This is a genomic window from Acidobacteriota bacterium (assembly GCA_030949985.1).
In the GTDB taxonomy this organism is placed as follows: Bacteria; Acidobacteriota; Polarisedimenticolia; order J045; family J045; genus JALTMS01.
Genome location: JAUZRX010000006.1, coordinates 26,681 through 50,180, shown reverse-complemented (window position 1 = coordinate 50,180; position 23,500 = coordinate 26,681). Strand labels below are relative to the sequence as shown.

Sequence of the window (23,500 nt, the reverse complement as noted above, 5' to 3'; positions counted from 1 at the left end):
ACCCCGGCCCATGGGCCGTCCCCCCGGGATGCCCCGGGTGACGAGGCTCGGCCGAACCCGCCCTGAGACACCCCCGCGACCCTTACCGGAACCGATGCGACCGTCTCAGTCTCAGAGGCTCCCTGTCTCGCTGACACAGGGCCCGTGAGACAGACCCAAAACGCTTTTTTGCAGGGGGTTACAGGTCTCGCGCGGCATGAGACACCCGCCATGGAGAGACAGAATCGCCCCCCTTGTCGCAAAGGCATCAAGTCTTTTTATAGCAACAACTTGAGACTGATTCAGACTTGGCAAGGAACTTGATATAGAGGAGGGTGGGTTCGGAAGGCATCGCACCATGAGCCCCTGAGCCCCGCAGCAGAAACCAGCCTTCACAGGCATCCATGGGGAGAAGGACCATGCAACGTAGACTCGGAATCCTGATTTCAACCCTCGCCCTGGTCGCTATCGCTGCCGGAATGGTATTCGGCGCCGTTCCCGAGCGGGTCAAGGTCTCGGCAGAGCTGGTCCAGCTCTTCGAGAACGCGGCGACCGACACGACCGGCGACGCCACGGTCCCGGTGGTGATTCAGCTCCGCGAGGGAGCCACGCTTCCCGCCGCCCTCGAGGGCCTGAGTGAAGACTTCCGCTCGACGCGGCTCGGAGCCATCACCGGTCGCCTCGACCGCCAGACTCTCGAGCGCCTGAGCCAGGCCGCCGATGTCCTGACCATCACCGAGGACCGCGTCTTGCGGGCCAACCTGGACGTCGCCCGCGCCGCCACCAACGCAGACATCGCCTGGCAGCGCTACGGCCACACCGGCCGCGGCGTGACGGTGGCGCTGATCGACTCCGGCCTGACCCCTGAAGCCGCCCTCCCCGAAGAGCGCGTGCTGGCCCGGGTCGACTTCGTCGAAGACGGCGGACAGGCTGTCGATGGTTTCGGCCACGGCACCCACATCGCCGGCATCGTCGCCGGTGACAAGGGCCTGGCACCGGAAGCCAACCTGGTGGTCCTGCGGGTGCTCGACGCCGAGGGGCGCGGCCGGCTCTCCGACGTCCTGGCGGCCATGGACTGGGTCATCACCCACCGCGAAGAGTACGGCATCCAGGTGGTCAACCTCTCTCTGGGTTACGCGCCGCGCATGTCCTTCCGCTACGACCCGGTCAACATCGCGGTCCGTCGCGCCTGGGCCGCCGGCCTGACCGTGGTGGCCTCCGCCGGTAACCGCGGCCGTGACGGCAGCATGACGATCAACGCTCCGGGCAACGATCCCCTGGTGATCACCGCCGGCGCGATGAACGACTTCAACACCATCGCCCGCGGCGACGACGAAGTGACGACCTACAGCAGCCGTGGTCCTTCCTGGGGTGACTTCGTGGTCAAGCCTGACCTGGTCGCTCCGGGCAACCGCATCGTCGGCCCGGTGGCTCCCGGTTCGACCCTGGCCACCGAGCACCCGGAAAAGCTCACCGACGAAGGCATCGAGCTTTCCGGAACCAGCATGGCGGCCGGCGTCGTCAGCGGTGCCGCGGCCCTGCTCCTCGAGCGCCATCCGAACATGACCAACGACGCGGTCAAGGCCGTACTGATGCGTTCTGCCGAGAAGCTCGAGGGCGTGGACGTCTTCGCCCGCGGCGCCGGCTACATGGACGTGGAAGCGGCCATGGAACTCTCCGACGAAGTGGCCGGTATCGGTCACTTCAACTCCAGCTCCCCCCTGGTGGCACGGCACCCTGCCGGCGTCAGCCTCTACCTGATCACCCCCCGTGACGGCCGCCCGGCTCTGCTCACCGGCTTCGACAAGGTCTACGGTGACGGCGCGGTTTGGGGCGACGGTATCCTCTGGGGCGACGGCATCCTCTGGGGTGACATGGCCGCCTGGGCCGACGGCATCCTCTGGGGCGACGGTATCCTCTGGGCCGATACGGCTCCGGGCACGATCGAGGACTAGACCGACGCCGGGGGCCATTCCGAGGGCACCGGCGGGCTTCCAACCCCTCTCGCCGACCTGAGACCCACTCCTAACCCCTCGAACTCACCCCCAGTCATCGCTCCCGGCGTCATCGACAACAGGGGCCCGGCCAAGCCGGGCCCCTTTCTTTCGTTCCGTCGCCCCCACCGGCGAAAAGCCCCCCCAGAAGACACCCGTCGGCGGAACCGGTCTTTTCGAACGGCGGAAGAGGCTTGCGAAGCGGGCTGCTAGGGAACGAGCTGGATCAGGTCGATGTTCGGCAAGTATCGAGCCAGGGCCGCGATCAACAGAACCAGCCCGGCACAAACCCAGCTCTCGGGATCCACCAGGGCGAACTTCACCGGATCGTCATCGAGCTCCCCGCGGTGCGCCAGGAACCAGATCCTGGTGATCCAGTACAGCAGCAACGGCGCCGCCAGCCAGAGCACGAAAGGCTCCTCGTAGTTCATCCGCACGCGGTCACTGTTCAGGTAGAGGGCGAAGACCAGCACGGCGATGTAGCCCGCGGCCGGCCCCATGCTGGCCACCATCTCCAGGTCGCGGCGGAGGTAACCCCGGCGCCCGATCTTCTCGTCACGTCCCCCTTCGAGAGCCAGCAGTTCCGTATACCGCTTGGCCATGGCCAGGGAAAAGAAGAGAAAGGTCGAAAAAGCCAACAGCCACGCGGAAATCTCGATGCCCATCGCCACCCCACCCGAGAGCAGCCGCAAGGTGTAGAGCCCGGCCAGGACCAGCACGTCGATCACCGGACGGCGCTTGAAGGCGTAGGAGTAGCCCAGGCTGAGCAGAAAATAGAAGCCGAGCAGGCCCACGAAGATCGGCGGCGTGGCGATCCAGGCCAGACCCGCCGAAACAGCGAGCAGCGCCACGACCAGAAACGGCCCCCAGTAGAGGGGCAGGTCGCCCCGGGCGAAAGGCCGGCGGCGCTTGCTGCGATGACGCCGATCCGCGTCGAGGTCCACCAGGTCGTTGAGCACGTAACCGGCGGACGCGCAGAGGCTGAAGGCGACAAAAGCGAAGATCCCCGCCAGCGCCTGGGACGCAGCCGGCAGATCGTGCCCCATCAAAGCCGGCGCCAGGATCAGGGCGTTTTTCGACCATTGGTGGGGGCGCAAGGCGGCCACCAGAGCCTTCAGGCGCGCAGGCCGGCGACAGATCGTCTCACCCCTGCCCTCCGTCAGCGCTCGAGCGCGCCTCGCCATCGAGCCGGAAGGTGCGACGAGAAAGGCCCTGCGAGCCACGGCGAAGACAGCCAGGTCGGCGGTGGAATCTCCGACATAGTCGAAGCCCCCCCGCCCGAAACGTCCCTCCAGCACCGCAGCCTTGGCGGCACCCTTGAGGTTCTCCTCGTCCCCCGTGGCCAGCACCTCGTCGAAGAGTCCCAGGTGCGCGGCCACCTCGAGGGCGACACTCTCGTGGGCCGCGGTGACCAGCAGCACCGGACGTCCCTCGCTGCGGGCGCGCCGCACCAGGTCGAGGACCTCCTCCCGGTAGGGCAAGGCGTCGGCCTCGAAGTCATCCGCCGCGGCCGTCACCGCCTTGAACGCCACCCGCCCCCGCAGCAGGGCGAGGCCCAATCCCGGCAGGCGCCAGGGCCGGCGACCGACGATCCTCCGCACCGATTCCCAGAGTGTGTCGGTAGCGACCAGGGTGCCGTCGAGGTCGACACAGAGGGGAACAGCGTCCACCCGGCGGCCCCTCCTTTCAGTGTCGGACAGCGCCATGGTCGAGCCCCAGCCGCTGCCGGTCGTAATTGTTCTCCTGAACGGCCTGGCACCAGGAACGATGCTCGAGATACCACTCCACCGTACGCCGAAGCCCCGCCTCGAAGTCATGACGAGGTGTCCAGCCCAGCTCGCGGCGGATCTTGGTCGCGTCGATCGCGTAGCGCCGGTCATGCCCCGGCCGATCGGCGACGAAAGTCTTCAGGTCGGCGTAGGAGTTCGATCCCCGGTCCCGCATCCGGGGATTGTCCGCAGGCGGCCGCAACTCGTCGAGAATCGCGCAGAGCCGGTCGACCAGTTCCAGGTTGGTCAACTCGCAACCTCCTCCCAGGTTGTACTTTTCCCCCGGCCGCCCCCCCTCGATCACACGGAGCAGTCCCTCGCAGTGATCCTCCACGTAGAGCCAGTCCCGCACGTTCCCGCCATCACCGTAGATCGGCAGCGGCCGACCCTCGAGGGCGTTGAGGATCATCAGGGGAATCAGCTTCTCGGGAAACTGGAACGGGCCGTAGTTGTTCGAGCAGTTGGTGATCACGACCCCCATGCCGAACGTACGCTGGTAGGAACGGGCGATGTGGTCCGCCGCCGCCTTCGACGCGGCGTAGGGGGAATTCGGCGCGTACGGTGTGGTCTCGCTGAAGGCCCCCTCCTCGCCCAGGCTGCCATAGACCTCGTCGGTGGAGACCTGGAGGAAGCGGAACGCCTCCCGCGCCTTTGCCTCCCGCGCCGCGAGCATCCTGCGGCTCTCCTCGAGCAGGGTCCAGGTACCGCGGATATTGGTCTCGATAAAGGTGCCGGGATCATCGATCGAACGATCCACATGGCTCTCCGCCGCGAAGTTCACCAGCACATCCGGCCGGTGTTCATCGAGCAACCGGCCCACCGCCTGGCGGTCGGCGATATCACCGTGGACGAAGAGGAAGCGCGGATCCTCCCGCACATCGGCCAGGCTCTCGAGGCTGCCCGCATAGGTCAGCTTGTCGTAGACCACGATCCGCGCCGAGGTCCGGTCCAGGGCCAGGCGCACGAAGTTGCTGCCGATGAAGCCGGCCCCGCCGGTGACGATCCAGGTCTGCATACCGCTCCCTCCGGAACCCCGCAGGATTCCCGGTGAATATAGGCCGAACAGGGGGAACGAAACCACAGGGGAATGATCAGGGTCGAACCGAGCCACCAGCCACCCGCCGCCAGGGGGGAAAGCCCGGCCCGGGCTCCGGGGCGGGAAAGCCCGCGCTCAACCGGGCCCGAAGCCCCTCAGGCCCCTTCTCGATCACCATGGCCTCGACCCCCTCGACGGCGTCCAGGCGTGCCAGCCCCGGTGCGCCCTCCACGGCCAGGGCGGTGGCCCAGGCGTCGGCTTCCATGGCGCTGGGCGCGATCACCGTCACCGAGACGCTGGCCTCCGCCGGCCACCCCCGGCGAGGATCGACGATATGACTCAGGCGGCGGCCGGCGATGGTGACGAAGCGCAGACCGTGCCCCGAGGTGCAGACCGCGCGGCCGAAAGGCACGCTCAACCGGGCCCAGACCTTCTCGCCCGCCGGGTCGAGAATCTCGACCCGCCACGGCCCACCCCCGGGAGGCTCCCCGGTCAGCCGCAGGTCGCCCCCCACGTCGACCAGCCCGCCTCCGATCCCCGCGCTCTCGAGGGCTCCCACGGCACGATCGATGCCGTAGCCCTTGGCGATGCCGCCGAGATCGACCCGTGCTCCACCGAGCACCTTCAGCACCTTTCGCCCCTCGACCCGAAGCCCCTTCCATCCCACCAGGGCCAGGGCCGCGTCGATCGCCTGGCGGGAGGGGAGACGGTTTTCCCGGCCCGCCCGGCGCCAGAGTTCCACCAGCGGACGACAGGTCACGTCGAAGCCGCCTCCGGTCTCGCGCCCCAGGCGTCGGGCGGCGGCGAGCACCTCCGCGGTCTCGCGAGAAACTTCCATGGTGTCCCCTGCCCGCAGACGGTTGAGGCGGGAAACCTCCGAATCGTCGATCCAGGTGCTCATCAGGGCCTCGACCCGTCGCAACTCGGCCTCGGCGGCGGCCAGGGCCTCGCGGGCCGTCGCCTGCCGGCCCACCGGAACCACCACCGAGATCCGGCAGGTGGTGCCCATGATCCCTTCCGGAGCGGAACTCAGCACCATCGACGCCGGGCCCGGAGTCGCGGTCTTCCACAAGGCCACGCCGGTCAACCCGACCAGCAGGCACAGGGCCGCGAGAAGCGGCCGGGACACACCCTTCGGTTCCATCGACAGGCCTCCGACCCGGCGGAGCGGGGTTTTGCCGCCCGCGGTGGGTCCCGCGATAATGCCCCGCGGCGCGGCGACACGCACCGGGAGACGACCCATGAGCGCCACCGTCCAACACCGGCTCCGGAAGTCCCATGGATACGACATCTTCGTGCGCGACTACCCGGGCGACGACGACCTGGCGCCGCTGGTCTTCGTCCACGGCCTGGGAGAGTCCGGCCTCTGTTTCGAAGAGATCGCGATGCATCCCCTGCTGGCCGCGCGCCGGCGCCTGGTCCCCGATCTACCGGGCTACGGACGCAGCCCGTGGCCCGAGCGCCCTCTCCCCCTGGCCGAGCAGGCCCGGTGGCTGGCGGCCTGGATCGCCGAGTCCTGCTCCCGGCCCCCCGTACTCGTCGGGCACTCCATGGGCGGCGTGGTCGCCCAGCTCCTCGCCGAGGCCCGGCCCGGCGCCCTGGCCGCCCTGATCGACGTCGACGGCAACCTCTCCGGCGGGGACTGCACCTTCTCGTCTCCAGCCGCGGCCACATCCTTCGAACTTTTCGTCGACCATGATTTCCGCCGTCTGCTCGAGCAGGTCTACGAAGATGGTCGCCGGCAGCCTGCGCTGCGGGGCTACTACGCGAGCCTGCGACTCGCCATGCCCGCGGCCTATCACCTCAACGCCCGGGAGCTGGTCGAAATCTCCGCGCCGGGAAACCTGGCCGACCGGCTGGCGCGTCTCGAAACACCGGTGATCTACATCGCGGGCTCCCCGGGTGGCGCCAGCGAAGAATCCCTCGAGCTGCTGGCACGGGCCCGGATCCGCCGGGTGAAGATCGGTCCCGCCGGTCACTGGCCCTTCGTCGACCAGCAGGCGGCATTCGCCGAAGCCGTGGCGGGCTTTCTCGCCACCGCGGGCCTGTGATGCGTATCCAGCGCCTGTCCCTGCTCGCCGGTGCCCGCCAGGCACGGGGCGTCGCGGTGGCCATCGACGTCCTGCGGGCCTCGTCCCACATCGTCACCCTCTTCGATCGCGGCGCCCGCGCCGTGGTTCCCGCCGAAACCCTGGAGCGGGCCCGGGAGTTCAAGCGCAAGAACCCCGATTGGATTCTCGCCGGCGAGCGGCGGGGTCTGCCCCCCGGGGGTTTCGAGATGGGCAACTCTCCGTTCGAGGCCGCGGCGCGGACCTTTACCGGGCGCACCGTGATCCTCACCACCTCCGCCGGCAGCCGGGGCATGGTGGCGGCCGCCGAAGCCGGCGCCCGGGTGATCGTCGGCTGCTTTCTCAATGCGCGGGCGGTGGCCGATCATCTGCGCCGGATCCAGCCGGACGATGTGAGCCTCCTCCCGCTGGGCGTCGAAGGCACCCGCCCGGCTCCGGAGGACGAGGCCGCCGCCGCCTACATCGAGGCCCTGCTCGAAGACCGCCCTTTCGACCTGGAGGCCGCATTCACCGAAATCCGCGCCCACCCCGAAGGCCGCAAATTCCTCGATCCCGCCCAACCCAACTACCGCCCGGAAGACCTCGACGCCTGCCTTGTCGCCGATCGCATCGACCGGGTGCCCCGGCTCCGCGGAGGCCGGCTGGAAGCCCCGACCGGGGAAATCAGCTAGACTTCAGCGCCTGGTGGAAAAAAACACGGCTGGCGTCGCGCCGGAGGACGACGCCCGGAGATGCGGAGGAAGAGCATGAAGCGTTGGAGAATCCTGTCCGTGGCCGCCGTCGCGGCGATCCTTGTGGCGCCGGCGCCGGCCGACAGCAAGACGGAGAGAATCGAGGCCCTCGAAAAGCAGGTCGCGCAGCTCCAGCAGCAGCTCGCCGCGCTCGAGAAAAAGATCGCCCCCACGGCGGGCAAGGGTGAGAAGTTGCGCAAGCTCGAGCAGCGTGTCGCCCAGCTCGAACGGCAGGTCCGCGCGAAGAAGCCCTCCGGCGATCCCGCGCGGGAGAAGGCCGCCGGCGCCGAGATCTCCGCCATCCGCAAACTGGTCGAAGAAGGCAAAATCGACCAGGTTCAGGCGCGACTCGAGGAATTCAGGAAGAAATACGCCGGTACCCGGGCCGCCCGCGCCAGTGCCGAACTGGCCGTGGTGGGCAAAAAGAGCCCGCAGGCCTGGGATATCGAAAAATGGTACCAGGGCGAGAAAGAAGTCGATCTCACATCTTCCAAGCCCACGCTGCTGATCTTTTGGGAAGTCTGGTGTCCCCACTGCCGCCGGGAAGTGCCCAAGGTGCAGCGCCTGTGGGAGACCCTCCACCCCAAGGGACTGCAGATCGTCGGCCTGACCAAGATCACCAGGAGCGCCACCGAGCAGAAGGTCACCGACTTCATCGAGCAGCAGAAACTGACCTACCCGATCGCCAAGGAGAAGGGCGGCCTGAGCCGTTACTTCGGCGTGCAGGGCATCCCCGCCGCCGCCATCATCAAGGACGGCAGGGTGGTCTGGCGCGGCCATCCCGCCGCCCTGAGCGACAAGTTCCTCGCGAGCCTGCTGTAACCCGCGACCGTCGTGAACCCCTTCGGCGAAGGGGTTCACCGGTCAGACTGCCTGTCATCCCCGGACCTGCGCCACGGCCGAGGCGTGGTGAACGGCGACCGGGCCGACCGGAGGATTCCCATGTCGGTGCCGGGTGAGGTCCGGCCCATCGTTCACTTGGCGCTGCCCGTCGCCGCCGCTCAGCTCGGGTGGATGCTGATCGGGCTGGTGGATCTGTGGATGGTGGGACGGCTCGGCTCCGACGCCCTGGCGGCGGTCTCCCTCGGCGACCTGTGGATCGTGGCCACCCTGGTCGTCGCCATGGGAGTGGTGATGGGCATCGATCCCATCGTCAGTCAGGCCCATGGCGCCGGTCTCGGCCCGCGCGCGGGTGCCGCCTTGCAGCACGGCGTGGTCATCGCCCTGCTGCTGACTCCCGGCATCACGGCCGCCTGGTGGCTCGCGGGCCCCGCCCTGCTCGCCGCCGGCCAGGACCCGATCCTCGTGGAATCGGCCGACTCCTACATCCGGGCCCAGGCCTTCTCCATCGCCCCGTTCCTGGTCTACATCGCCCTGCGCCAGTACCTCCAGGGCCGCGGCATGATGCTCCCCCCCCTGGTCATCATCCTGGCGGCCAACCTGGTCAACGTCGCCCTCAACTGGGTTCTGATCTTCGGCGAGCTCGGCTTTCCCGCCCTGGGTGTCCGGGGCGCCGCCATCGCCTCGGGGCTGACGCGGGCGTTCATGATGCTCTCCCTGGTGCTGGCCATCGTCGGCCTCCGACTCTACGAGGGGGCCTGGGAGGGCTGGAGCCGGCAGGCCGTCTCGCCCCGCGCCCTGGTGGAAGTGCTCCGCCACGGCCTCCCCGTGGGGCTGCAGATCGGCCTCGAGATCTGGGCTTTCACGCTGACGACCCTCTTCGCCGGCTGGCTCGGTACCCGGGCCCTGGCGGCCCACACCATCGTGCTCAAGATCACCTCCTTCTCGTTCATGGCGGCCATGGGTATTTCCATCGCCTGCACCACCCGGGTCGGCAACCTGATCGGCGCCGGCCAACGGTCCCGCGCCGAGAAGGCGGCGTGGACGGGCCTGGCCCTGGCCACCGCCATGATGACCGGATTCGCCCTGACCTTCGTGATCTTTCGCCGGAGCCTGCCCGCGATCTTCGTCCCCCGGGGCACTCCGGCGGCGATGGAGGTGATTGTTCTGGGCGCCGGCATTCTGCCCATCGCCGCCGCCTTCCAGGTCTTCGACGGTTTCCAGGCGGTGGCCAGCGGCGTCCTCCGCGGCATGGGCACCACGCGCCCCTCCGCAGTGATCAACTTCCTCGGCTACTACGCTCTCGCCCTGCCCTGCGCCCTCTGGCTGGCCTTCGAGCGCCTCCCCGGCGGCATCGAGGGACTGGGCCTGGGGCTGCGTGGCATCTGGCTCGGACTGGCCCTGGGACTCGCTGCGGTGGCGGCCCTGCTGGCATTCTGGCTGCGTCTGCGCGGCCCCTCGAGCCTGCCGCCACGACCCGTCTGACGGTCGCGTCAGCAGGCGGCGGAGACGCTGGAGCCCCACCCGAGCCGCTCGACCAGGTCGCGGGCATGGGAGGGGATGCGTTCGAGCAGGCGCGAGAGCTGCCGGAGGCTGCCCAGGCAGGCCCGGGCCTGGCCGGCTTGCCCCTCGCGCTCGGCCAGGCGCCAGAGTTCGAGGTAGATCTCGAAGAGGTCCCGGTGCAAACGCAGGGGGCGGGCGATCCGGCGCCCTTCCGCCAGTTCCCGCCGCGCCCGCTGTTCCTGTCCGCGAACCAGGTCGAGGCGCGCGCGTTCGATGCAGACCTTGACCAGCAGGGGAGCGAAGCCCAGGTCCTCGGCCCGGGAGCGAGCCTGCCGGAGCCAGCGGGAAGCGTCGGACTCCCGCCCCAGGCGACGTTCGATGCCGGCCAGCGCCACCATCGCCCGCACACCGCCTTCATAGTCTCCGCCGCACCGGGCGTGATCGAGGAAGAGCAACCAGGATTCCTTCGCCGGTTCCAGGCTGCCTTCCCACTCCCGAATCTCGGCTTCCACGGCGACGACCTGGGCCGCGATGTCGGCAGGCACCTCGCCACCGAGGCGATGCAGGGAGTCGATCATCGCCCCCGCCAGCAGGTGCTGCTCGAGACCCAGGTAGCAGCGGGACAGCAGGAAGAGCACCCGGCCGCGATCCTCCCCGCAGAGAGGCTCGGCCACCAACGCTTCGAGAACGCTGCGAGCGTTGCGATACCGCGCCGCGGCAAGCATCGCCCCCGCCACACCGAGGCGAGCGCACATCTGTGCGCGCTCGCCGCGGGGATCGGCCAGGGTGGCGATCTCGGCTTGTTCGTAGAGAAACAACGCCCGGTAAGCCTGGCCGTGCTGTACGGCCTGGCGGGCGCGACGAAGCAACTCCTGGGGCGCGACGCAAGCCGTCTCCTCCAGATCGTCGAGAGCCAGCTCGCAGTCGATCTCGAGGCGTTCGGCCAGTTGGCCGAGGCCCACTCGATAGACCCGGGCGAGCGCCAGCAACTTGAGGGTCGAAACCCTGGCCTTGCCGTTCTCGAGCCGCGAGAGCAGACTGCGTGTGACCGGTTCGACTTCGTTGCTCGTCAAACGCTCCACTTCTTCCAGGGTCAGGTGCCGGGCTTCCCTCAGGGCCCGCAGATAAGTGCCGAAACGCTCTCTCCCGTTGACCGCCATCGGTGCTCCTCCCTCGCGTAGTTCGGGTACGCAAGGCACCGGCCACCGGACCACGAAACGGAAGACACAGACCCTCGTCCTGCACCAGGACACCATGGACCTCTTGCCACGGACGTCCTAGGTTGCCGCTGAAAATTTCCCTGTTGATGTCGACAAGCCGTGACCCCGCCGCCGAGGTGCCCGGGGCGGTATCGACCCGGCACCCTGTCGGGCGATCGCCTTCCACCTCGGCCCAGCGCCTCGAACCCGTTTCTTCATGGCCCAAGGGTTCTGCGAACGATCGGGGCCTACAACCCGGGCGCATCGCTTTGGATTTCTGCGGAGCCATGAATTTCTTGCATCCCTGAAAAAACCCGGTGGACAGCGGCTCCGTCTTCCGACATCTTCTGTCCCGCCCGCGGAGTGTGGGCGCCACCGGGAGAAACACGCTTGCACGCCTGTCGGAGCCTGGCCCTGGCCGCCTTGACCGCCATGGTTCTCCTGCCGCCGGCTGTCCCTGTCCTGGGACGGGAAAGCCCGCCTCCCGCCGAGAGCCGCGAACAGCTCGAACTCGAGGTACGGCGCGGCGACACGCTCGCCGTCCTGCTGGGTCGAGCCGGCCTCGACCCGCGGGCCAGCGCGGAAGTGGTGCGCGCCATCCGCCCCTGGCTGTCGCCCTCCGAACTGCGTCCCGGCCAGCGGCTGAGTTTCGAGTGGTCCCCGGGATCCCCCCCGCGGCTGGCTCGGCTGGCGGTGGCCACCGGCTTCGGCCGTCACATCGAAGTCCTGGCCCGCGGTGAAGGGATCTTCGCCGCCCGGCAGGTCGAACACCCGCTGGTCTCCGCACCGCGCTGGGCCGCAGGGCGCATCGGGGTGAGCCTCTACGCTTCGGCCCGCGCCGCCGGAGTACCGCCGGCGACACTCTCCCGGATGATCCGGGCCCTGAGTTTCGACGTCGACTTCCAGCGCGAGATCCGCCGGGGCGACCGCTTCACGGTGCTCTGGGAAGAAGTCACCGACCTGGCCACCGGCCGGCGACGCCCCGGCGCCCTGCTCGCCGCCGGCCTGATGCTTTCAGATCGCGAACATCGCCTCTATCGCTTCACCGGCGGGGAGGGCGGACGCGACGAGTTCTTCGACGCCGAAGGACGCTCGGCACGGCGCACACTGATGCGCACGCCCATCGACGGTGCCCGCCTGAGCAGCAGCTTCGGACGCCGCCGTCACCCGGTGCTGGGCTACTCCCGCATGCACCGGGGGCTGGACTTCGCCGCCCCCCCGGGAACCCCGATCTACGCCGCCGGTGACGGACGGGTGGTCGCGGCGGGTTGGAATGGCAGCTACGGACGTTACATCCGCCTGCGACACAATTCGGTCTATGAAACCGCCTACGCGCACTTGCGGGCCATCGCGCGGGGGGTTCGCGTCGGTGCCCGGGTCCGGCAAGGCCAGGTGATCGGCTTCGTGGGATCCACCGGTCGGGTCACCGGACCCCATCTGCACTACGAGGTGTTGGTCGACCGCCGGCAAGTCCATCCCCTGCGCGTGGAGCTGCCCGCCGGCCGCCGCCTGGCCGGCGCCGAACTCGAAGCCTTCCGACGCCACCTCCAGCGCATGGAAATCTCACGGGCCGCCGCCGCCCATCGGTCCCGCTGCCGCCTGCGTTGAGCCTCCCGGGGCCGAGCGGTCGGATCCGCCTGCTCAGCGGCGGGATTTCCTGTAACTCCCGGCCGGTCCCCGGCGTTTCAGGGGTGAAAACGCCAACGAGAGCCCACCGAGCCTCTTTCGAAGGACCCGGGCCAAGGAGACAGGCATGCGCAAGTGGACCGCCATCGTCACCATGATCGCCCTGGCCGCGATACCCCTGGCCGCGGCCGAAGACCTCTGGATCCATGTCCGCGTCGACGAAGGGGGCGAACGCGGCGAGACCGCCGAGTTCAACATCCCGTTCCCATGGATCGAACAGATTCTGCCCCTGGTCGACCACGAGTTCCTCGAGGAAGGCCGCCTTCGACTCGACCCGATCCCCGAACTGGGGAAGATCGACCTCCGGGGCCTGCTCGACGTGCTCACCCGCACCCCGGACGGCGAGTTCGTCACCCTCGATGACACCGAGCAAAAGGTGCGGGTGGCCAAGGAGAACGAGCGGCTCCTGGTCCACGTGGACGAGGGAGACACGAACCGCATCCGGCTCACGCTGCCGATGGCGGTGTTCGGCGCCCTGGCCTCCGGCGAGGGTGAGGAGTTGGACCTCCTCGCCGCTCTGCGTGAGTTGGGCCGCTACCGCGGCGACCTGGTGACGGTGGAGGAGGACGGCTCCCACGTCCGCATCTGGATCGACGCGAAGGCCCGGACCGAATGATGCAGCGCCCGCCCCGGATGCGGCCGATCCTGCTGCCGGCGGTGATGGTCCTGCTGCTGGCGGTGATGGTCCTGCTGCTGGCGGCGAGCCTGGCCTGGGCCGGGGCGACCGTGGCTCGAGCCGGCACCCTTTCCGTGGAAATCAGCGCACCGGGGCCCCATGGCGGCCGTGTGCGGCTGGTCCTGCCCGCGGGCATCGTGGACGTGGCTCTCGCCATGCTCCCCGGCCGGCTCATGCCCGACCAGGCCCGCGAGACGTTCGCGCCCTACGGCGCGCTGGCCGGCCTGCTGGCCGACAGCCTCCCGCGGCTGCCGGAAGTCGTCCTGGTCTCCGTCGACGCTCCCCGGCACAAGGTCCGCGTCGCCCAGGAAGGCTCCTGCCTCGTGATCCAGATCGTCGACCACGAGCAGAGCGTCCATCTGCGCATTCCCCGGCGCACCCTGGAGGCCGTGCTCCGCCGGGTGGAACGGATGAAAACCTGAACCCTGCCTCGCCATGCAAGAAAGGGCCGAAGCCGCCTGTCGGCTTCGGCCCCGTCCCGCCGCCCGGAGAGGGACTCAGTAGCGGTAGTGTTCCGGCTTGTAGGGCCCGTCGGGGCTGATGCCCAGGTAGGCGGCCTGTTCGTCGGTCAGCCGGGTCAGCTTCACTCCCAGCTGGTCGAGGTGCAGGCGGGCCACCATCTCGTCGAGATGCTTGGGCAGCACGTAGACTTTCTTTTCGTACTTGTGCAGCTCGGTGGCCAGCTCGATCTGGGCCAGGGTCTGGTTGGTGAAGCTGTTGGACATCACGAAGCTCGGATGCCCGGTGGCGCAACCCAGGTTGAGCAGGCGACCCTCGGCGAGGATCAGCACCGAGTGACCGTCGGGGAAGGTCCACTTGTCGTACTGCGGCTTGATGTTGGTCCGCACCACACCCTCGACGGCTTTCAGCCCGGCCATGTCGATCTCGTTGTCGAAGTGGCCGATGTTGCCGACGATCGCGCCATCCTTCATGCGCTTCATGTGCTCGACGTGGATCACGTTGAAGTTACCGGTGGCGGTGATGAAGACATCGGCGTAGTCCACCACGTCTTCGAGGGTCTTGACCTCGTAGCCTTCCATGGCCGCCTGCAGGGCGCAGATCGGATCGATCTCGGTGACGATCACCCGCGCCCCCTGCCCCCGCAGGGACTGGGCGCAGCCCTTGCCCACGTCACCGTAGCCGCAGACCACGCAGATCTTGCCCGAGAGCATCACGTCGCTGGCCCGCATCAAGCCATCGACCAGCGAATGGCGGCAGCCATAGAGATTGTCGAACTTGCTCTTGGTCACCGAATCGTTGACGTTGATCGCGGGGAAGAGCAGCGTCCCGTTCTCGGCCCGCTCGTACAGGCGCAACACCCCCGTGGTGGTCTCCTCGGTCACGCCGCGCATCTCGGCGACCACCTTGTGCCAACGCTGGGGATCCTCGGCCTGGATCCGGGCGAGAACGGCGAAGACCACGGCCTCTTCCTCGTTCGACGCCGTGGAGGGATCCGGCACCCGGCCCTGCTCTTCGAACTCGTACCCCTTGTGAATCAGCAGCGTGGCGTCTCCGCCATCGTCGACGATCTGCTGGGGGCCGAGGCCGTCACCGAAGTCGAGAGCCTGGCGGGTACAGTCCCAGTAATCTTCGAGACTCTCGCCCTTCCAGGCGAAGACCGGCACCCCCCGGGGCTCGTCCACCGTGCCATCCGGACCGACCACCACCGCCGCGGCGGCGTGATCCTGGGTGGAGAAGATATTGCACGACGCCCAGCGAACCTGGGCTCCAAGCGCCACCAGCGTCTCGATCAGCACGCCGGTCTGGATCGTCATGTGCAGCGAACCCGAGATCCGCAGGCCCGCCAGGGGCTGCTTGTCCGCCCATTGACGGCGCACCGCCATCAGGCCCGGCATCTCCTTTTCGGCCAGCTCGAGTTCTTTGCGTCCCCAATCGGCAAGGCTCAGGTCCCTGATCTTGTACTGCAGGGTGCCCCTGCTCTGAAGTTCCGGTGTGGTGGTCATACTCTGCTCTCCTCGCCTCCAGGGCGTCATCGGTGCCAAATCGGATTCTAATATGGGTCCCGCCGGGGGCCGGAAGCCAGCCCCGCCGCGCCGGGCCCAGAATACCCGCCCCGGCGCTTCGGCGAAAAAGCCCGTTCCAGCCCCCGTATAATCCCGTCACCCCGGAAGACGGCGTCACCCGGGAGGAAGGCCCCCGCGGAAGGGAGACGACGATGAAGACCGCGCGAAACGCATTCCCGGCCCTGGCGGCGGGCCTGGCCGCGGCGGTGCTGCTGACCGCCTGCGGCGCCCCTCCCCTGCCCGAGCAGGACGTGGTGCTCTACTCCCGGCACTACCTGGAACCGATCTACCTCGAAACCGTGCCGGAACCCGGGGAAATCGCCCGCCCCGTCCGTCTTTTCGCCGCCCGGGACGAGTACGAGCCCGCCAGCGTGGGGGTCTTTTCGCACCGGGCCCTGCCCGGCGCCCGGCTGGTGGCGTCCGACCTCGAGGGGCCCGGCGGGGCGCGGATCGACGCCTCCGCGATCGAGATCCTGATCACACGCTACATGAAACCCATGCCCCGCTGGGTCCGGCCCCGCCACCACGAACTTCTCCCGGGCTACCTCGACGCCGCCCCGGCGGCGGACGTGCCGGCCCGGGGCAGCCGGCAATTCTGGGTGACCGTCCACGTCCCCTCCGACGCCCCGGCCGGGACCTACCTCGGCCACCTGCGACTCGAGGCTCCCTCGCGCAGGGACCTGCCCGGGCTGTCGCTGGAAGTGGAGGTGCTGCCTTTCACCCTCCCCGAAGCGCGCCCCTCGTTTTTTCTCTACGGCAACAACTATCCCCTCTCCGAACAGAACTTCATCGACGCCCGCCGGCATGGGATGAACACGGTGGTGGTCAACCACGGCTGGCCCAAGCGGGTCGTCCCCCGTTACTACGCCGGCGGCCGTTTCGAGTACACCGACCGCTTTTCGAAGGTCGTCGAGGTGGTGGAGATGGCGCGGCGCCACGGGCTGGGGATCGAACATCCCGTGGGAGTGATGCTTCACTCCCACCTGACGGGTTCGATTCCCGCCGCCCTGGCCCAGGCGGGGCTCACCGGACCGGGCGGAGAGAAAATCGACCGTCTGGAAGATCCGACCGGCTACACCCTGCTCCACACCCCGGGCCGGGCGGTCAGCGAGGTGGAACGCCAGCGGGGACCCTACTACCCCACGCCGGATCCTTCAGCGCCGCCGAACACCTTCTGGGGGCGGAAGGTCTACCAGGGCTGGCTGGCGGCCTTCCGCACCCTGGAAGAAGTGGGACGGGCCCACGGCTGGCCGGGCCTGTGGTACTACCTGATCGACGAACCCCATCACTCCCGGGGCGCCATGCGGCTGGCCATCCTCCTCGCCCGGGCCGCGGACGAGGCGGGCGCCGACGGCATGATCACCTGCAACGAACCCACGGTCTCCGAGCCCGACCCCGCCAAACTCTGGTTCCGCCCCGTGGGCCCCGAACCGGCCCTGCTCCTCGAGCCCTTCCTGCGCACCCGCTCCTACCACAACAAGTACCTCGGCCCCGAGACCCTCGAGCGGACTCGCGCCGCCGGTGATCACTACGGCACCTACATCAACATCTACGGCAACCAGCCGGCCGGTACGCGCTTTCTCGCCGGCTACCTGGCGCATCGCCTGCAGCTCGACCACGTGATGCTCTGGCAGTGGAAGAACGTCAGCACCGAGTACGAGGGCGGCCGCAGCTACCTGCGGGACTGGGAAGCGGCGCGGGAGGGCATCGACGATCTGAAGTACTTGCAGTTACTCAGCACCCTGGTCGAGCAGGGGCGGGGTCCCGCCGCGGCCCTCCAGCGGGGTCGGCAGGTCCTCGCAGAGATCCGCCGGGCCACTCCCACCAGCGTGCGCGCCATCGGACGCGTGGACTCGGTCAGTGGCCGATGGGAGGCGGGAAGCCGCGACTGGACCACCGGGGCATTCGACCGGCGCCGACGCCAGGCGGCCCTGGCCATCGTGGCCCTGCTGGGAGAGGAGTGACGGTGGGCGGGGACTTCGACCGCTACAGCGAAGACTACGCGGAGGTGGTGCAACAGTCCATCGACTTCGCCGGCCAGGACGTGGCCTTCTTCACGGAGGTCAAGGCGCGGGTCCTGCTGCAGGCCGCACGCCGGCATCTCGGATCGTGCGCGGAACTCGCCCTGCTGGACGTGGGCTGCGGGGTGGGCCTGACCGAGAGCTTCCTGGTGGAACATTGCGGCGAGGTCCACGGCGTGGACGTCTCGGCCGACTCCATCCGCCGCGCCCGGGAGAATCACCCGCGCGCCTTCTTCAAGGCCTTCGACGGCCGGCACCTGCCCTTCGAGGACCAGCGCTTCGACCTCGTCTTCGCGATCAATGTCATGCACCACGTGCAGCCCGCGGAGCGTGACCCCCTGATCGCGGAGATGGCCCGCACCCTGCGTCCGGGGGGACTGGCCGCGATCCTCGAGCACAACCCGTGGAACCCCCTCACCCGCCGTGCGGTCTCCCGCTGCCCCTTCGACGAGGATGCGATCCTGCTCCGGCGCCGCGAGTCCCGCCGCCGCCTGCAGCGGGCGGGACTCGAGTGCGTCGAATCGCGCTACATCCTCTTCTTCCCCTGGCGGGGCGATCGCTGGCGGCGGATCGAGGCCCGTCTCGGCGCCCTTCCCCTCGGCGCCCAGCACATGGTCGCCGCCCGCCGATGTTGACAGTCCCCGGGCATCTGCGTATACGGGCGCGATGAAGCACCCCCGTCCCACGGCCGCGGACCGCGGTTTCCGCCTCGCGCTGCTCGCCTGCCTGGCGGCCGCGCTCTTCCCCCTGTGGGCCGTGCGCTACCTGCCCATGGTGGATTTACCCCAGCATGCGGCCCAGGTCGCGATCTGGCAGGCGTGGGACGATCCGGCCCTCGGCTACGCCAAGCTCTACGAGTTCAACTTTTTCACACCCTACCTGCTCGGCTATTCCATCGCGCGGGCCCTGGCGGCGGTGATGGGTCCTTTCCTGGCCATCAAGGCCGTGGTCACCCTGGCGGTGCTCGGCCTGCCCCTGGCCGCCTGGCGCGCCCTGCGTGCGGTCGACGCGGAGCCCTGGCCGGCCCTGCTGACCCTTCCCCTGGCCTTCGGCTTCTCCTTCTACTGGGGCTTTCTCAACTACCTGATCGCGGTTCCCCTCGGCCTGCTCTACCTGGCCGAGGTGCTGCATTACCGCCGACGCCCCACGGGGATCCGGGCCTTGTGGCTGGGGGGGGCCGGTATCCTGCTTTTCTTCGGCCACGTGCTGGCGCTGGGGGTGGTCGGGCTGCTGGCCCTGTCCCTGCTCCTGCCGGGCTCGCCGCGGCCCGGGGCCCTGCTGCGCCGTCTCGGCCCCCTGCTGACCCCCCTGCCCCTGGCCCTGGCCTGGATCCTCCGCGCCCTGGGAGCAGAAAGCCAGGTGCACCTGGGCACCACCTGGGGCCCGCTGCTCCGCCGGCTGCCCGAGTGGCCCGGCACCCTGCTCGGCGGCGCCCGGGATCCCCTGGCCGCCGGCGCCCTGCTGCTCGGCGTCCTGCTGCTGCCGGCGGCGGGGGTGCGGCCCCGGCGGGGAGGACGCCTGGGACCGTCCCTGGTCCTGGCCACGGCGGTCTACCTGCTCTTCCCCGTCTTCGGTTTCGGCGTGGCGATGCTCTACCAGCGCTTCGCGATCTTCCTCGCCCTGCTGCTGATCCTCACCCTGCGGATGCCCGCCGCCGGCAGACGGCGGCAGGTCGCGGCGGGGCTGATCGTTCTGCTGGTGGTGGGCTGGATGGGAGTGCTGACGGCCCGACATCGAATCTTCGACCGGCAAGCCCGGAACATCGACCCGATCATCGAGACGCTGGAACCGGGGCGCAGCCTGCGCATGCTGATCTTCGACCTGCGCTCGCCCGGCATCGCCGCGGAGTTTCCGGTCTTCATGCATCACCCGGTGTGGTACCAGGTGATGCGGGGCGGCTTTGTCAGTTTTTCCTTCGCCCAGCACTATCCCGAGCTGCTGCGCTACCGCCGCCAGCCCTCGGCCGCCGTACCCATCGGTTACGAGACGTCTCCCGAAAAATTCTCCTGGGTCCGCGAACGGCACCTCTACGATGCCTTCGTGGTGCGCGCGAACTCCGAACGCTGGCGCCGCCTGTTCCGCGGTTCCGAAGGCCAGATCCGCGAGACGGTCCACAGCGGTCGCTGGTGGCTGCTCGAAAAGGTGTCCCGATGAGCAAGGCTCCCCTGCTGAGCGTGGTGATCCCGGTCTACAACGAGGAGGAAGTCCTGCCTCACATGTACGCACGCCTGACCGAGGTTCTCGAGAAACTGGACGAGAGCTACGAGATCCTGCTGGTCAACGACGGCAGCCGGGACCGCTCGCTGGAAATCATGGTCGAACTGCGGGAGCGGGACCCGCGGGTCACCCTGGTCAACCTGGCCCGCAACTTCGGTCACCAGCTCGCCGTCACCGCCGGGCTGGACCACGCCCGGGGGCAGGCGGTGGTGATCATCGACGCGGATTTGCAGGACCCTCCGGAGGTGATCCCGGCCATGCTCGAGCGCTGGCGTGAGGGCTACGACGTGGTCTACGGCCAGCGTGTCGCCCGCGCAGGCGAGAGCCTGTTCAAGAAACTCACGGCAGCCGCCTTCTACCGCTTTCTGCGCCGCATGACCTCCGTGGACATTCCCGTGGACACCGGCGATTTCCGCCTGCTCAGCCGACGGGTCGTCGACGCCATGAGCCGGCTGGGTGAGCATCACCGTTTTCTACGGGGCATGATCGCCTGGCTCGGTTTCCGCCAGGTGGCGCTGCAGTACGAGCGGGCGCCACGCTTCGCCGGAGAAACCAAGTACCCGCTGCGCAAGATGCTCCGCTTCGCCGCCGATGCGACCGTCTCGTTCTCGTTCCTGCCCCTGCGGGCGGCGACGGCCCTGGGTTTCCTGGTGGCGGCGGCTTGCCTGATCTACGCGGGCTACGCCGTATGGGCCCGGCTCTTCGCCGGCGTGACCGTCTCGGGCTGGACCTCCCTGATGGTCGCGGTGCTCTTTCTCGGCGCGGTCCAACTGCTGAGCCTGGGCGTCATCGGCGAGTACCTGGGCCGGGTCTACGAGGAGGTCAAGGGACGCCCCCTCTACGTCACCGATTTCGTCGCCCAGGGGACCGACGGCCGAGCACCGGCAGCGCCCGGCGCACCGCCGCCAGGCGGGAAGCCTCCAGCCGCGCGCTGACGATCGCCTCTTCCCGTCCGGCGGCCGCCAGCACCTCGCCCCACGGGTCGACGATCATCGAGTGACCCCAGGCCGGGTAGGAAGCGTCGGCCGCCGGTGCCGGGGAACAGGCCGCCACGAAGACGGTGTTCTCGATGGCCCTCGCCCGGAGCAACGGCTCCCAGTGAGCCGGACCGGTGGTGGTGTTGAAGGCGCCGGGGAGCACGAGCACTTCCGCCCCCTGGTCGACCTCCTCCCGAAACAGGTCGGCGAAGCGCAGGTCGAAACAGATACCCAGCCCGAGAGTCGCCCTGTCGGTGGCGATGACGGTGGGGCCGGTACCGGGGCTGAAGACACGCGACTCGGTGAAGGTGATCCCGCCGGGAATATCCACGTCGAACAGGTGGGCCTTGCGGTGCCGACCGAGACATTCGCCCGAAGAGCTCCAGACGGTGGCGGTGTTGTAGAGCGTCTCCCCCTCCCGCTCGGGAATCGACCCGCCCACCACCAGCCGGCCCAGTTCCGCGGCCAGGGCCGACAACCTGCGGCAGGTCGCTCCCGTGGGAATCGGCTCGGCGAAGGGAGCGAAAAAATCGTACCTGTAAGGGCAGTTGAACATCTCCGGCAGGACCAGCAGATCGGCCCCCCGGGCGACCGCCCGCCGCGCCATCGTCTCGGCCCGCTCGAGGTTGGCCTCCTTGTCCGGGCCCACCCTCATCTGGAGCAGGGCGATGTTCAAGCTGTCCATGGCCGCTTCCACAGGCTCGTCACGCCGTGATCCAGGTCCCGGTACGCCCTTCCAGCGCCCGGGAGAGATGGGCGGTGTCGGTGATCAGCACCCGGCCGCCGCCGCCCTCGATGAAGCGGCAGGCGGCCTCCACCTTGGGCCCCATGCTCCCCGGGGGGAACTGCCCCGCGGCGAGATGGGCCCGGGCCTGTTCCACGCTCATCTCGTCGATACCCCGCTGGGTCGACTTGCCGAAGTCCAGCATCACCTGCTCGACGGCGGTGAGGATGAACAGCTCCGGGGCCCCCACCACCTGGGCGATCACCGCGGACGCCAGGTCCTTGTCCACCACCCCCTCGACCCCCACCGGCTCGCCGCGGCGGTTACGGCGGACGGGAATCCCTCCGCCTCCCCCGCTGATCACCACCACGCCGGCGTCCATCAGCGTGATCAGCTCCTGGCGCTCGACGATGTCCACCGGCTCGGGAGAGGGAACCACCCGGCGCCAACCGCGGCCCTCGTCTTCGCGCAGGACCCAACCCCGCACACGGGTGAGCTGTTCGACGTCTTCTTCCCGGTAGGCGATGCCGACGAACTTGGTGGGATTGTCGAAGGCCGGATCGTCGGCCCGCACCTCGGTCATGGTCAACATGCAGCAAACCCTGTGGGCCAGACCCCGGCGACGGAGCTTGGCGCGCAGCACCCGCTCGATCATGTAGCCCAGCCCCCCCTGGATGTCGGCCACCATCACGTCCAGGGGCAGGTCAGGCGCCTCGCCCTCGGAAAGCTCGACGCGAATCATCTGGTTGCCCACCTGGGGCCCGTTGCCATGGGTCAGCAGCAACTCGTAACCCGCTTCCAGCAGATCCACCACCCCGTCGAGACTCTCCTCGAGGTTCTTGTAGTCCTGCGCGACCGAGCCTTCCTCACCGGGGCGGGTGATCGCGTTGCCTCCCAGGGCGACGACGGCCCGCCGCCCGCGCATTCCGGCTCGCATGCTCGCGTCCCTCCTCCCCCGGCGGCGGACGGCCGCCGGACTCCGGGGCGGCAGTTTCCGTGCTGCCCCACCCGGCGTCAAGCCGGGACAGCCGGCGTTCTCGCAGCCATGCCGGAAAGGAATCCAGCCGCTCCCGCCCGCCGCCGAACCCCTGGAAACAGGCCACCGGGGTCTCAGCCTGAGACATCCGGGCCCGGACTTCGCGGCAGGGGCAGAAAACCTATCCTCAATATTTTCAGCGCGTTACTAACCCTCCCCAAAAACCGGGACGTCAGGCATGACAATTGCTAAATACCGGGACGGAAGCTGAGTTGGGTCGAGACAGATCATCCCGGGAGGCAGACACCGGGATGAGGGCCACGGGCCGCCGCCTTCACGAGGCATGCCCGATTCTCACGGCGGCCGCAGCCTTGCTCCCGCTCTGCGAGGAGGATGCCGACCATGAGGAACTTCCGCTCCATCACCCCGATCGCCGCCCTGGTCTTCGTCGTGGTCCTGATCTCCACCGGTTCGACCTTGGGCAAGACGATCACCTTCCAGCTCGATGAACCCATCGTCATCGGTGACCAGGTCTATCCCGCCGGCGAACTCGTCTTGCGTCACGCGGGGATTCGCTCGGTGCTGATCGTCGAGATCAACGGTCGGCGCGTGGGCCTGCTCGACGGCGGATGGGGTCTCGTGCGGGTCGATCAACAGGCCCTGCTGGTGCTCGAAAGGGGCGCCGCCGGACTGCTCCACCTGCGCAGCCTGCGCTTCCGCGATCCCCGCTTCCCCTCGTCGCGCCACACGACACGGGTCGAGCTTCGCCCCACGGCCCTGTTGCCCGGCCTGGTGACCCTGCGCGAGGGCTATCCCCGCAGCGAAACGGCGACCGCGCTCGCCCAACGCTGACTCCGGCGGCACGACATTCCGGCAGGCCGAAGCGTTTTCGGCTCCCCGGGAGCAAGCCACCTCCCCGCGGCGACCCACCTCCAACCGCTTCGCCGCCGCGGGGAGCTTTTTTTCGCCGGCGGTGAAAACGCCTCGTCGTCTCGCCCCGCTCTCCCCCAAGCCGAGCCCCCCGGCGGTCCTCTCCCCGGTGGCCGGGAAGGGGTTATCCTCGTCGCCGAGAGCAGACG

General features: G+C 68.9%; 20 protein-coding genes. 13 read left to right on the top strand and 7 right to left on the bottom strand.

The window, feature by feature from the left end; all coding sequences use genetic code 11:
* Positions 1–398: 398 nt before the first annotated feature.
* Positions 399–1,934 (top strand): S8 family peptidase, encoded by a 1,536-nt coding sequence (locus Q9Q40_01080; GenBank protein ID MDQ7005805.1) that lies wholly within the window; start codon positions 399–401, stop codon positions 1,932–1,934.
* A gap of 248 nt (positions 1,935–2,182) precedes the next feature.
* Here the strand turns inward: Q9Q40_01080 and Q9Q40_01075 are convergent, their stop codons facing one another.
* From Q9Q40_01075 to Q9Q40_01065, 3 genes are all read right to left on the bottom strand, one after another.
* Positions 2,183–3,643, bottom strand: coding sequence for a UbiA family prenyltransferase (locus Q9Q40_01075; protein MDQ7005804.1), 1,461 nt, complete (start codon positions 3,641–3,643; stop codon positions 2,183–2,185).
* 16 nt (positions 3,644–3,659) lie between these two features.
* The gene (rfbB, locus tag Q9Q40_01070) at positions 3,660–4,757 is read right to left on the bottom strand and encodes a dTDP-glucose 4,6-dehydratase (protein MDQ7005803.1); all 1,098 of its coding nucleotides are present in this window, start codon (positions 4,755–4,757) and stop codon (positions 3,660–3,662) included.
* A 76-nt stretch (positions 4,758–4,833) separates the two neighbouring features.
* Complete coding sequence (locus Q9Q40_01065) at positions 4,834–5,922, bottom strand: FAD:protein FMN transferase (protein MDQ7005802.1); 1,089 nt, start codon at positions 5,920–5,922, stop codon at positions 4,834–4,836.
* Positions 5,923–6,019: 97 nt separating this feature from the next.
* On the opposite strand from Q9Q40_01065, the gene Q9Q40_01060 reads away from it, so the two are divergent.
* The 4 genes from Q9Q40_01060 to Q9Q40_01045 all read left to right on the top strand — a co-directional run bounded on the left by Q9Q40_01060 (position 6,020) and on the right by Q9Q40_01045 (position 9,903).
* Positions 6,020–6,829, top strand: a complete 810-nt coding sequence (locus tag Q9Q40_01060; protein MDQ7005801.1) for an alpha/beta hydrolase — start codon at positions 6,020–6,022, stop codon at positions 6,827–6,829.
* Positions 6,829–7,518 (top strand): 2-phosphosulfolactate phosphatase, encoded by a 690-nt coding sequence (locus Q9Q40_01055; GenBank protein ID MDQ7005800.1) that lies wholly within the window; start codon positions 6,829–6,831, stop codon positions 7,516–7,518. Before Q9Q40_01060 ends, Q9Q40_01055 begins: the two co-directional genes overlap by 1 nt.
* A 75-nt stretch (positions 7,519–7,593) precedes the next feature.
* Complete coding sequence (locus Q9Q40_01050; GenBank protein MDQ7005799.1) at positions 7,594–8,400, top strand: TlpA disulfide reductase family protein; 807 nt, start codon at positions 7,594–7,596, stop codon at positions 8,398–8,400.
* 120 nt (positions 8,401–8,520) lie between these two features.
* Positions 8,521–9,903, top strand: a complete 1,383-nt coding sequence (locus tag Q9Q40_01045) for an MATE family efflux transporter (protein MDQ7005798.1) — start codon at positions 8,521–8,523, stop codon at positions 9,901–9,903.
* 8 nt (positions 9,904–9,911) lie between these two features.
* Here Q9Q40_01045 and Q9Q40_01040 read toward each other — a convergent pair whose 3' ends face one another.
* Positions 9,912–11,081, bottom strand: coding sequence for a helix-turn-helix transcriptional regulator (locus Q9Q40_01040; GenBank protein MDQ7005797.1), 1,170 nt, complete (start codon positions 11,079–11,081; stop codon positions 9,912–9,914).
* Positions 11,082–11,510: 429 nt separating this feature from the next.
* Here Q9Q40_01040 and Q9Q40_01035 point away from each other — a divergent pair, with 429 nt between their 5' ends.
* The 3 genes from Q9Q40_01035 (at position 11,511) to Q9Q40_01025 (ending at position 13,904) form a co-directional block, all read left to right on the top strand.
* Complete coding sequence (locus Q9Q40_01035; GenBank protein ID MDQ7005796.1) at positions 11,511–12,728, top strand: peptidoglycan DD-metalloendopeptidase family protein; 1,218 nt, start codon at positions 11,511–11,513, stop codon at positions 12,726–12,728.
* 145 nt (positions 12,729–12,873) lie between these two features.
* Positions 12,874–13,422: a hypothetical protein gene (locus Q9Q40_01030; GenBank protein MDQ7005795.1), complete on the top strand. Its 549-nt coding sequence runs from the start codon at positions 12,874–12,876 to the stop codon at positions 13,420–13,422.
* Entirely contained in the window at positions 13,419–13,904 is a 486-nt protein-coding gene (locus Q9Q40_01025) for a hypothetical protein (protein ID MDQ7005794.1), read from the top strand. The genes Q9Q40_01030 and Q9Q40_01025 overlap by 4 nt, the downstream gene beginning before the upstream one ends.
* 75 nt (positions 13,905–13,979) lie before the next feature.
* On the opposite strand, the gene ahcY is transcribed toward Q9Q40_01025, so the two are convergent.
* On the bottom strand, positions 13,980–15,446 hold the full coding sequence (gene ahcY, locus Q9Q40_01020; GenBank protein ID MDQ7005793.1) for an adenosylhomocysteinase: 1,467 nt from the start codon (positions 15,444–15,446) through the stop codon (positions 13,980–13,982).
* A gap of 212 nt (positions 15,447–15,658) precedes the next feature.
* Between ahcY and Q9Q40_01015 the strand changes: the two genes are divergently transcribed.
* From Q9Q40_01015 to Q9Q40_01000, 4 genes are read left to right on the top strand one after another with little or no spacing between them, the layout of a single operon-like run.
* The gene (locus Q9Q40_01015) at positions 15,659–17,470 is read left to right on the top strand and encodes a hypothetical protein (protein ID MDQ7005792.1); all 1,812 of its coding nucleotides are present in this window, start codon (positions 15,659–15,661) and stop codon (positions 17,468–17,470) included.
* Positions 17,467–18,162, top strand: a complete 696-nt coding sequence (locus Q9Q40_01010; GenBank protein ID MDQ7005791.1) for a class I SAM-dependent methyltransferase — start codon at positions 17,467–17,469, stop codon at positions 18,160–18,162. Before Q9Q40_01015 ends, Q9Q40_01010 begins: the two co-directional genes overlap by 4 nt.
* 31 nt (positions 18,163–18,193) lie before the next feature.
* On the top strand, positions 18,194–19,681 hold the full coding sequence (locus Q9Q40_01005; protein MDQ7005790.1) for a hypothetical protein: 1,488 nt from the start codon (positions 18,194–18,196) through the stop codon (positions 19,679–19,681).
* Positions 19,678–20,679, top strand: a complete 1,002-nt coding sequence (locus Q9Q40_01000; protein MDQ7005789.1) for a glycosyltransferase family 2 protein — start codon at positions 19,678–19,680, stop codon at positions 20,677–20,679. The genes Q9Q40_01005 and Q9Q40_01000 overlap by 4 nt, the downstream gene beginning before the upstream one ends.
* Here Q9Q40_01000 and Q9Q40_00995 read toward each other — a convergent pair.
* Positions 20,588–21,406, bottom strand: a complete 819-nt coding sequence (locus Q9Q40_00995) for a carbon-nitrogen hydrolase family protein (protein ID MDQ7005788.1) — start codon at positions 21,404–21,406, stop codon at positions 20,588–20,590. The two genes, Q9Q40_01000 and Q9Q40_00995, sit on opposite strands and share 92 nt — an antisense overlap.
* A gap of 19 nt (positions 21,407–21,425) precedes the next feature.
* Positions 21,426–22,382, bottom strand: coding sequence for a carbamate kinase (locus Q9Q40_00990; GenBank protein MDQ7005787.1), 957 nt, complete (start codon positions 22,380–22,382; stop codon positions 21,426–21,428).
* Between the two features lie 441 nt (positions 22,383–22,823).
* Here Q9Q40_00990 and Q9Q40_00985 point away from each other — a divergent pair, with 441 nt between their 5' ends.
* Complete coding sequence (locus Q9Q40_00985; protein MDQ7005786.1) at positions 22,824–23,273, top strand: hypothetical protein; 450 nt, start codon at positions 22,824–22,826, stop codon at positions 23,271–23,273.
* Positions 23,274–23,500: the final 227 nt, after the last annotated feature.

Coding starts and splice junctions, on each gene's coding strand:
- Q9Q40_01080 (MDQ7005805.1), top strand. CDS start 399: ATGCAACGTAGACTCGGAATCCTGATTTCAACCCTCGCCCTGGTCGCT.
- rfbB (MDQ7005803.1), bottom strand. CDS start 4,757: ATGCAGACCTGGATCGTCACCGGCGGGGCCGGCTTCATCGGCAGCAAC.
- Q9Q40_01065 (MDQ7005802.1), bottom strand. CDS start 5,922: ATGGAACCGAAGGGTGTGTCCCGGCCGCTTCTCGCGGCCCTGTGCCTG.
- Q9Q40_01060 (MDQ7005801.1), top strand. CDS start 6,020: ATGAGCGCCACCGTCCAACACCGGCTCCGGAAGTCCCATGGATACGAC.
- Q9Q40_01055 (MDQ7005800.1), top strand. CDS start 6,829: ATGCGTATCCAGCGCCTGTCCCTGCTCGCCGGTGCCCGCCAGGCACGG.
- Q9Q40_01050 (MDQ7005799.1), top strand. CDS start 7,594: ATGAAGCGTTGGAGAATCCTGTCCGTGGCCGCCGTCGCGGCGATCCTT.
- Q9Q40_01045 (MDQ7005798.1), top strand. CDS start 8,521: ATGTCGGTGCCGGGTGAGGTCCGGCCCATCGTTCACTTGGCGCTGCCC.
- Q9Q40_01040 (MDQ7005797.1), bottom strand. CDS start 11,081: ATGGCGGTCAACGGGAGAGAGCGTTTCGGCACTTATCTGCGGGCCCTG.
- Q9Q40_01030 (MDQ7005795.1), top strand. CDS start 12,874: ATGCGCAAGTGGACCGCCATCGTCACCATGATCGCCCTGGCCGCGATA.
- Q9Q40_01025 (MDQ7005794.1), top strand. CDS start 13,419: ATGATGCAGCGCCCGCCCCGGATGCGGCCGATCCTGCTGCCGGCGGTG.
- ahcY (MDQ7005793.1), bottom strand. CDS start 15,446: ATGACCACCACACCGGAACTTCAGAGCAGGGGCACCCTGCAGTACAAG.
- Q9Q40_01015 (MDQ7005792.1), top strand. CDS start 15,659: ATGAAGACCGCGCGAAACGCATTCCCGGCCCTGGCGGCGGGCCTGGCC.
- Q9Q40_01005 (MDQ7005790.1), top strand. CDS start 18,194: ATGAAGCACCCCCGTCCCACGGCCGCGGACCGCGGTTTCCGCCTCGCG.
- Q9Q40_01000 (MDQ7005789.1), top strand. CDS start 19,678: ATGAGCAAGGCTCCCCTGCTGAGCGTGGTGATCCCGGTCTACAACGAG.
- Q9Q40_00995 (MDQ7005788.1), bottom strand. CDS start 21,406: ATGGACAGCTTGAACATCGCCCTGCTCCAGATGAGGGTGGGCCCGGAC.
- Q9Q40_00990 (MDQ7005787.1), bottom strand. CDS start 22,382: ATGCGAGCCGGAATGCGCGGGCGGCGGGCCGTCGTCGCCCTGGGAGGC.
- Q9Q40_00985 (MDQ7005786.1), top strand. CDS start 22,824: ATGAGGAACTTCCGCTCCATCACCCCGATCGCCGCCCTGGTCTTCGTC.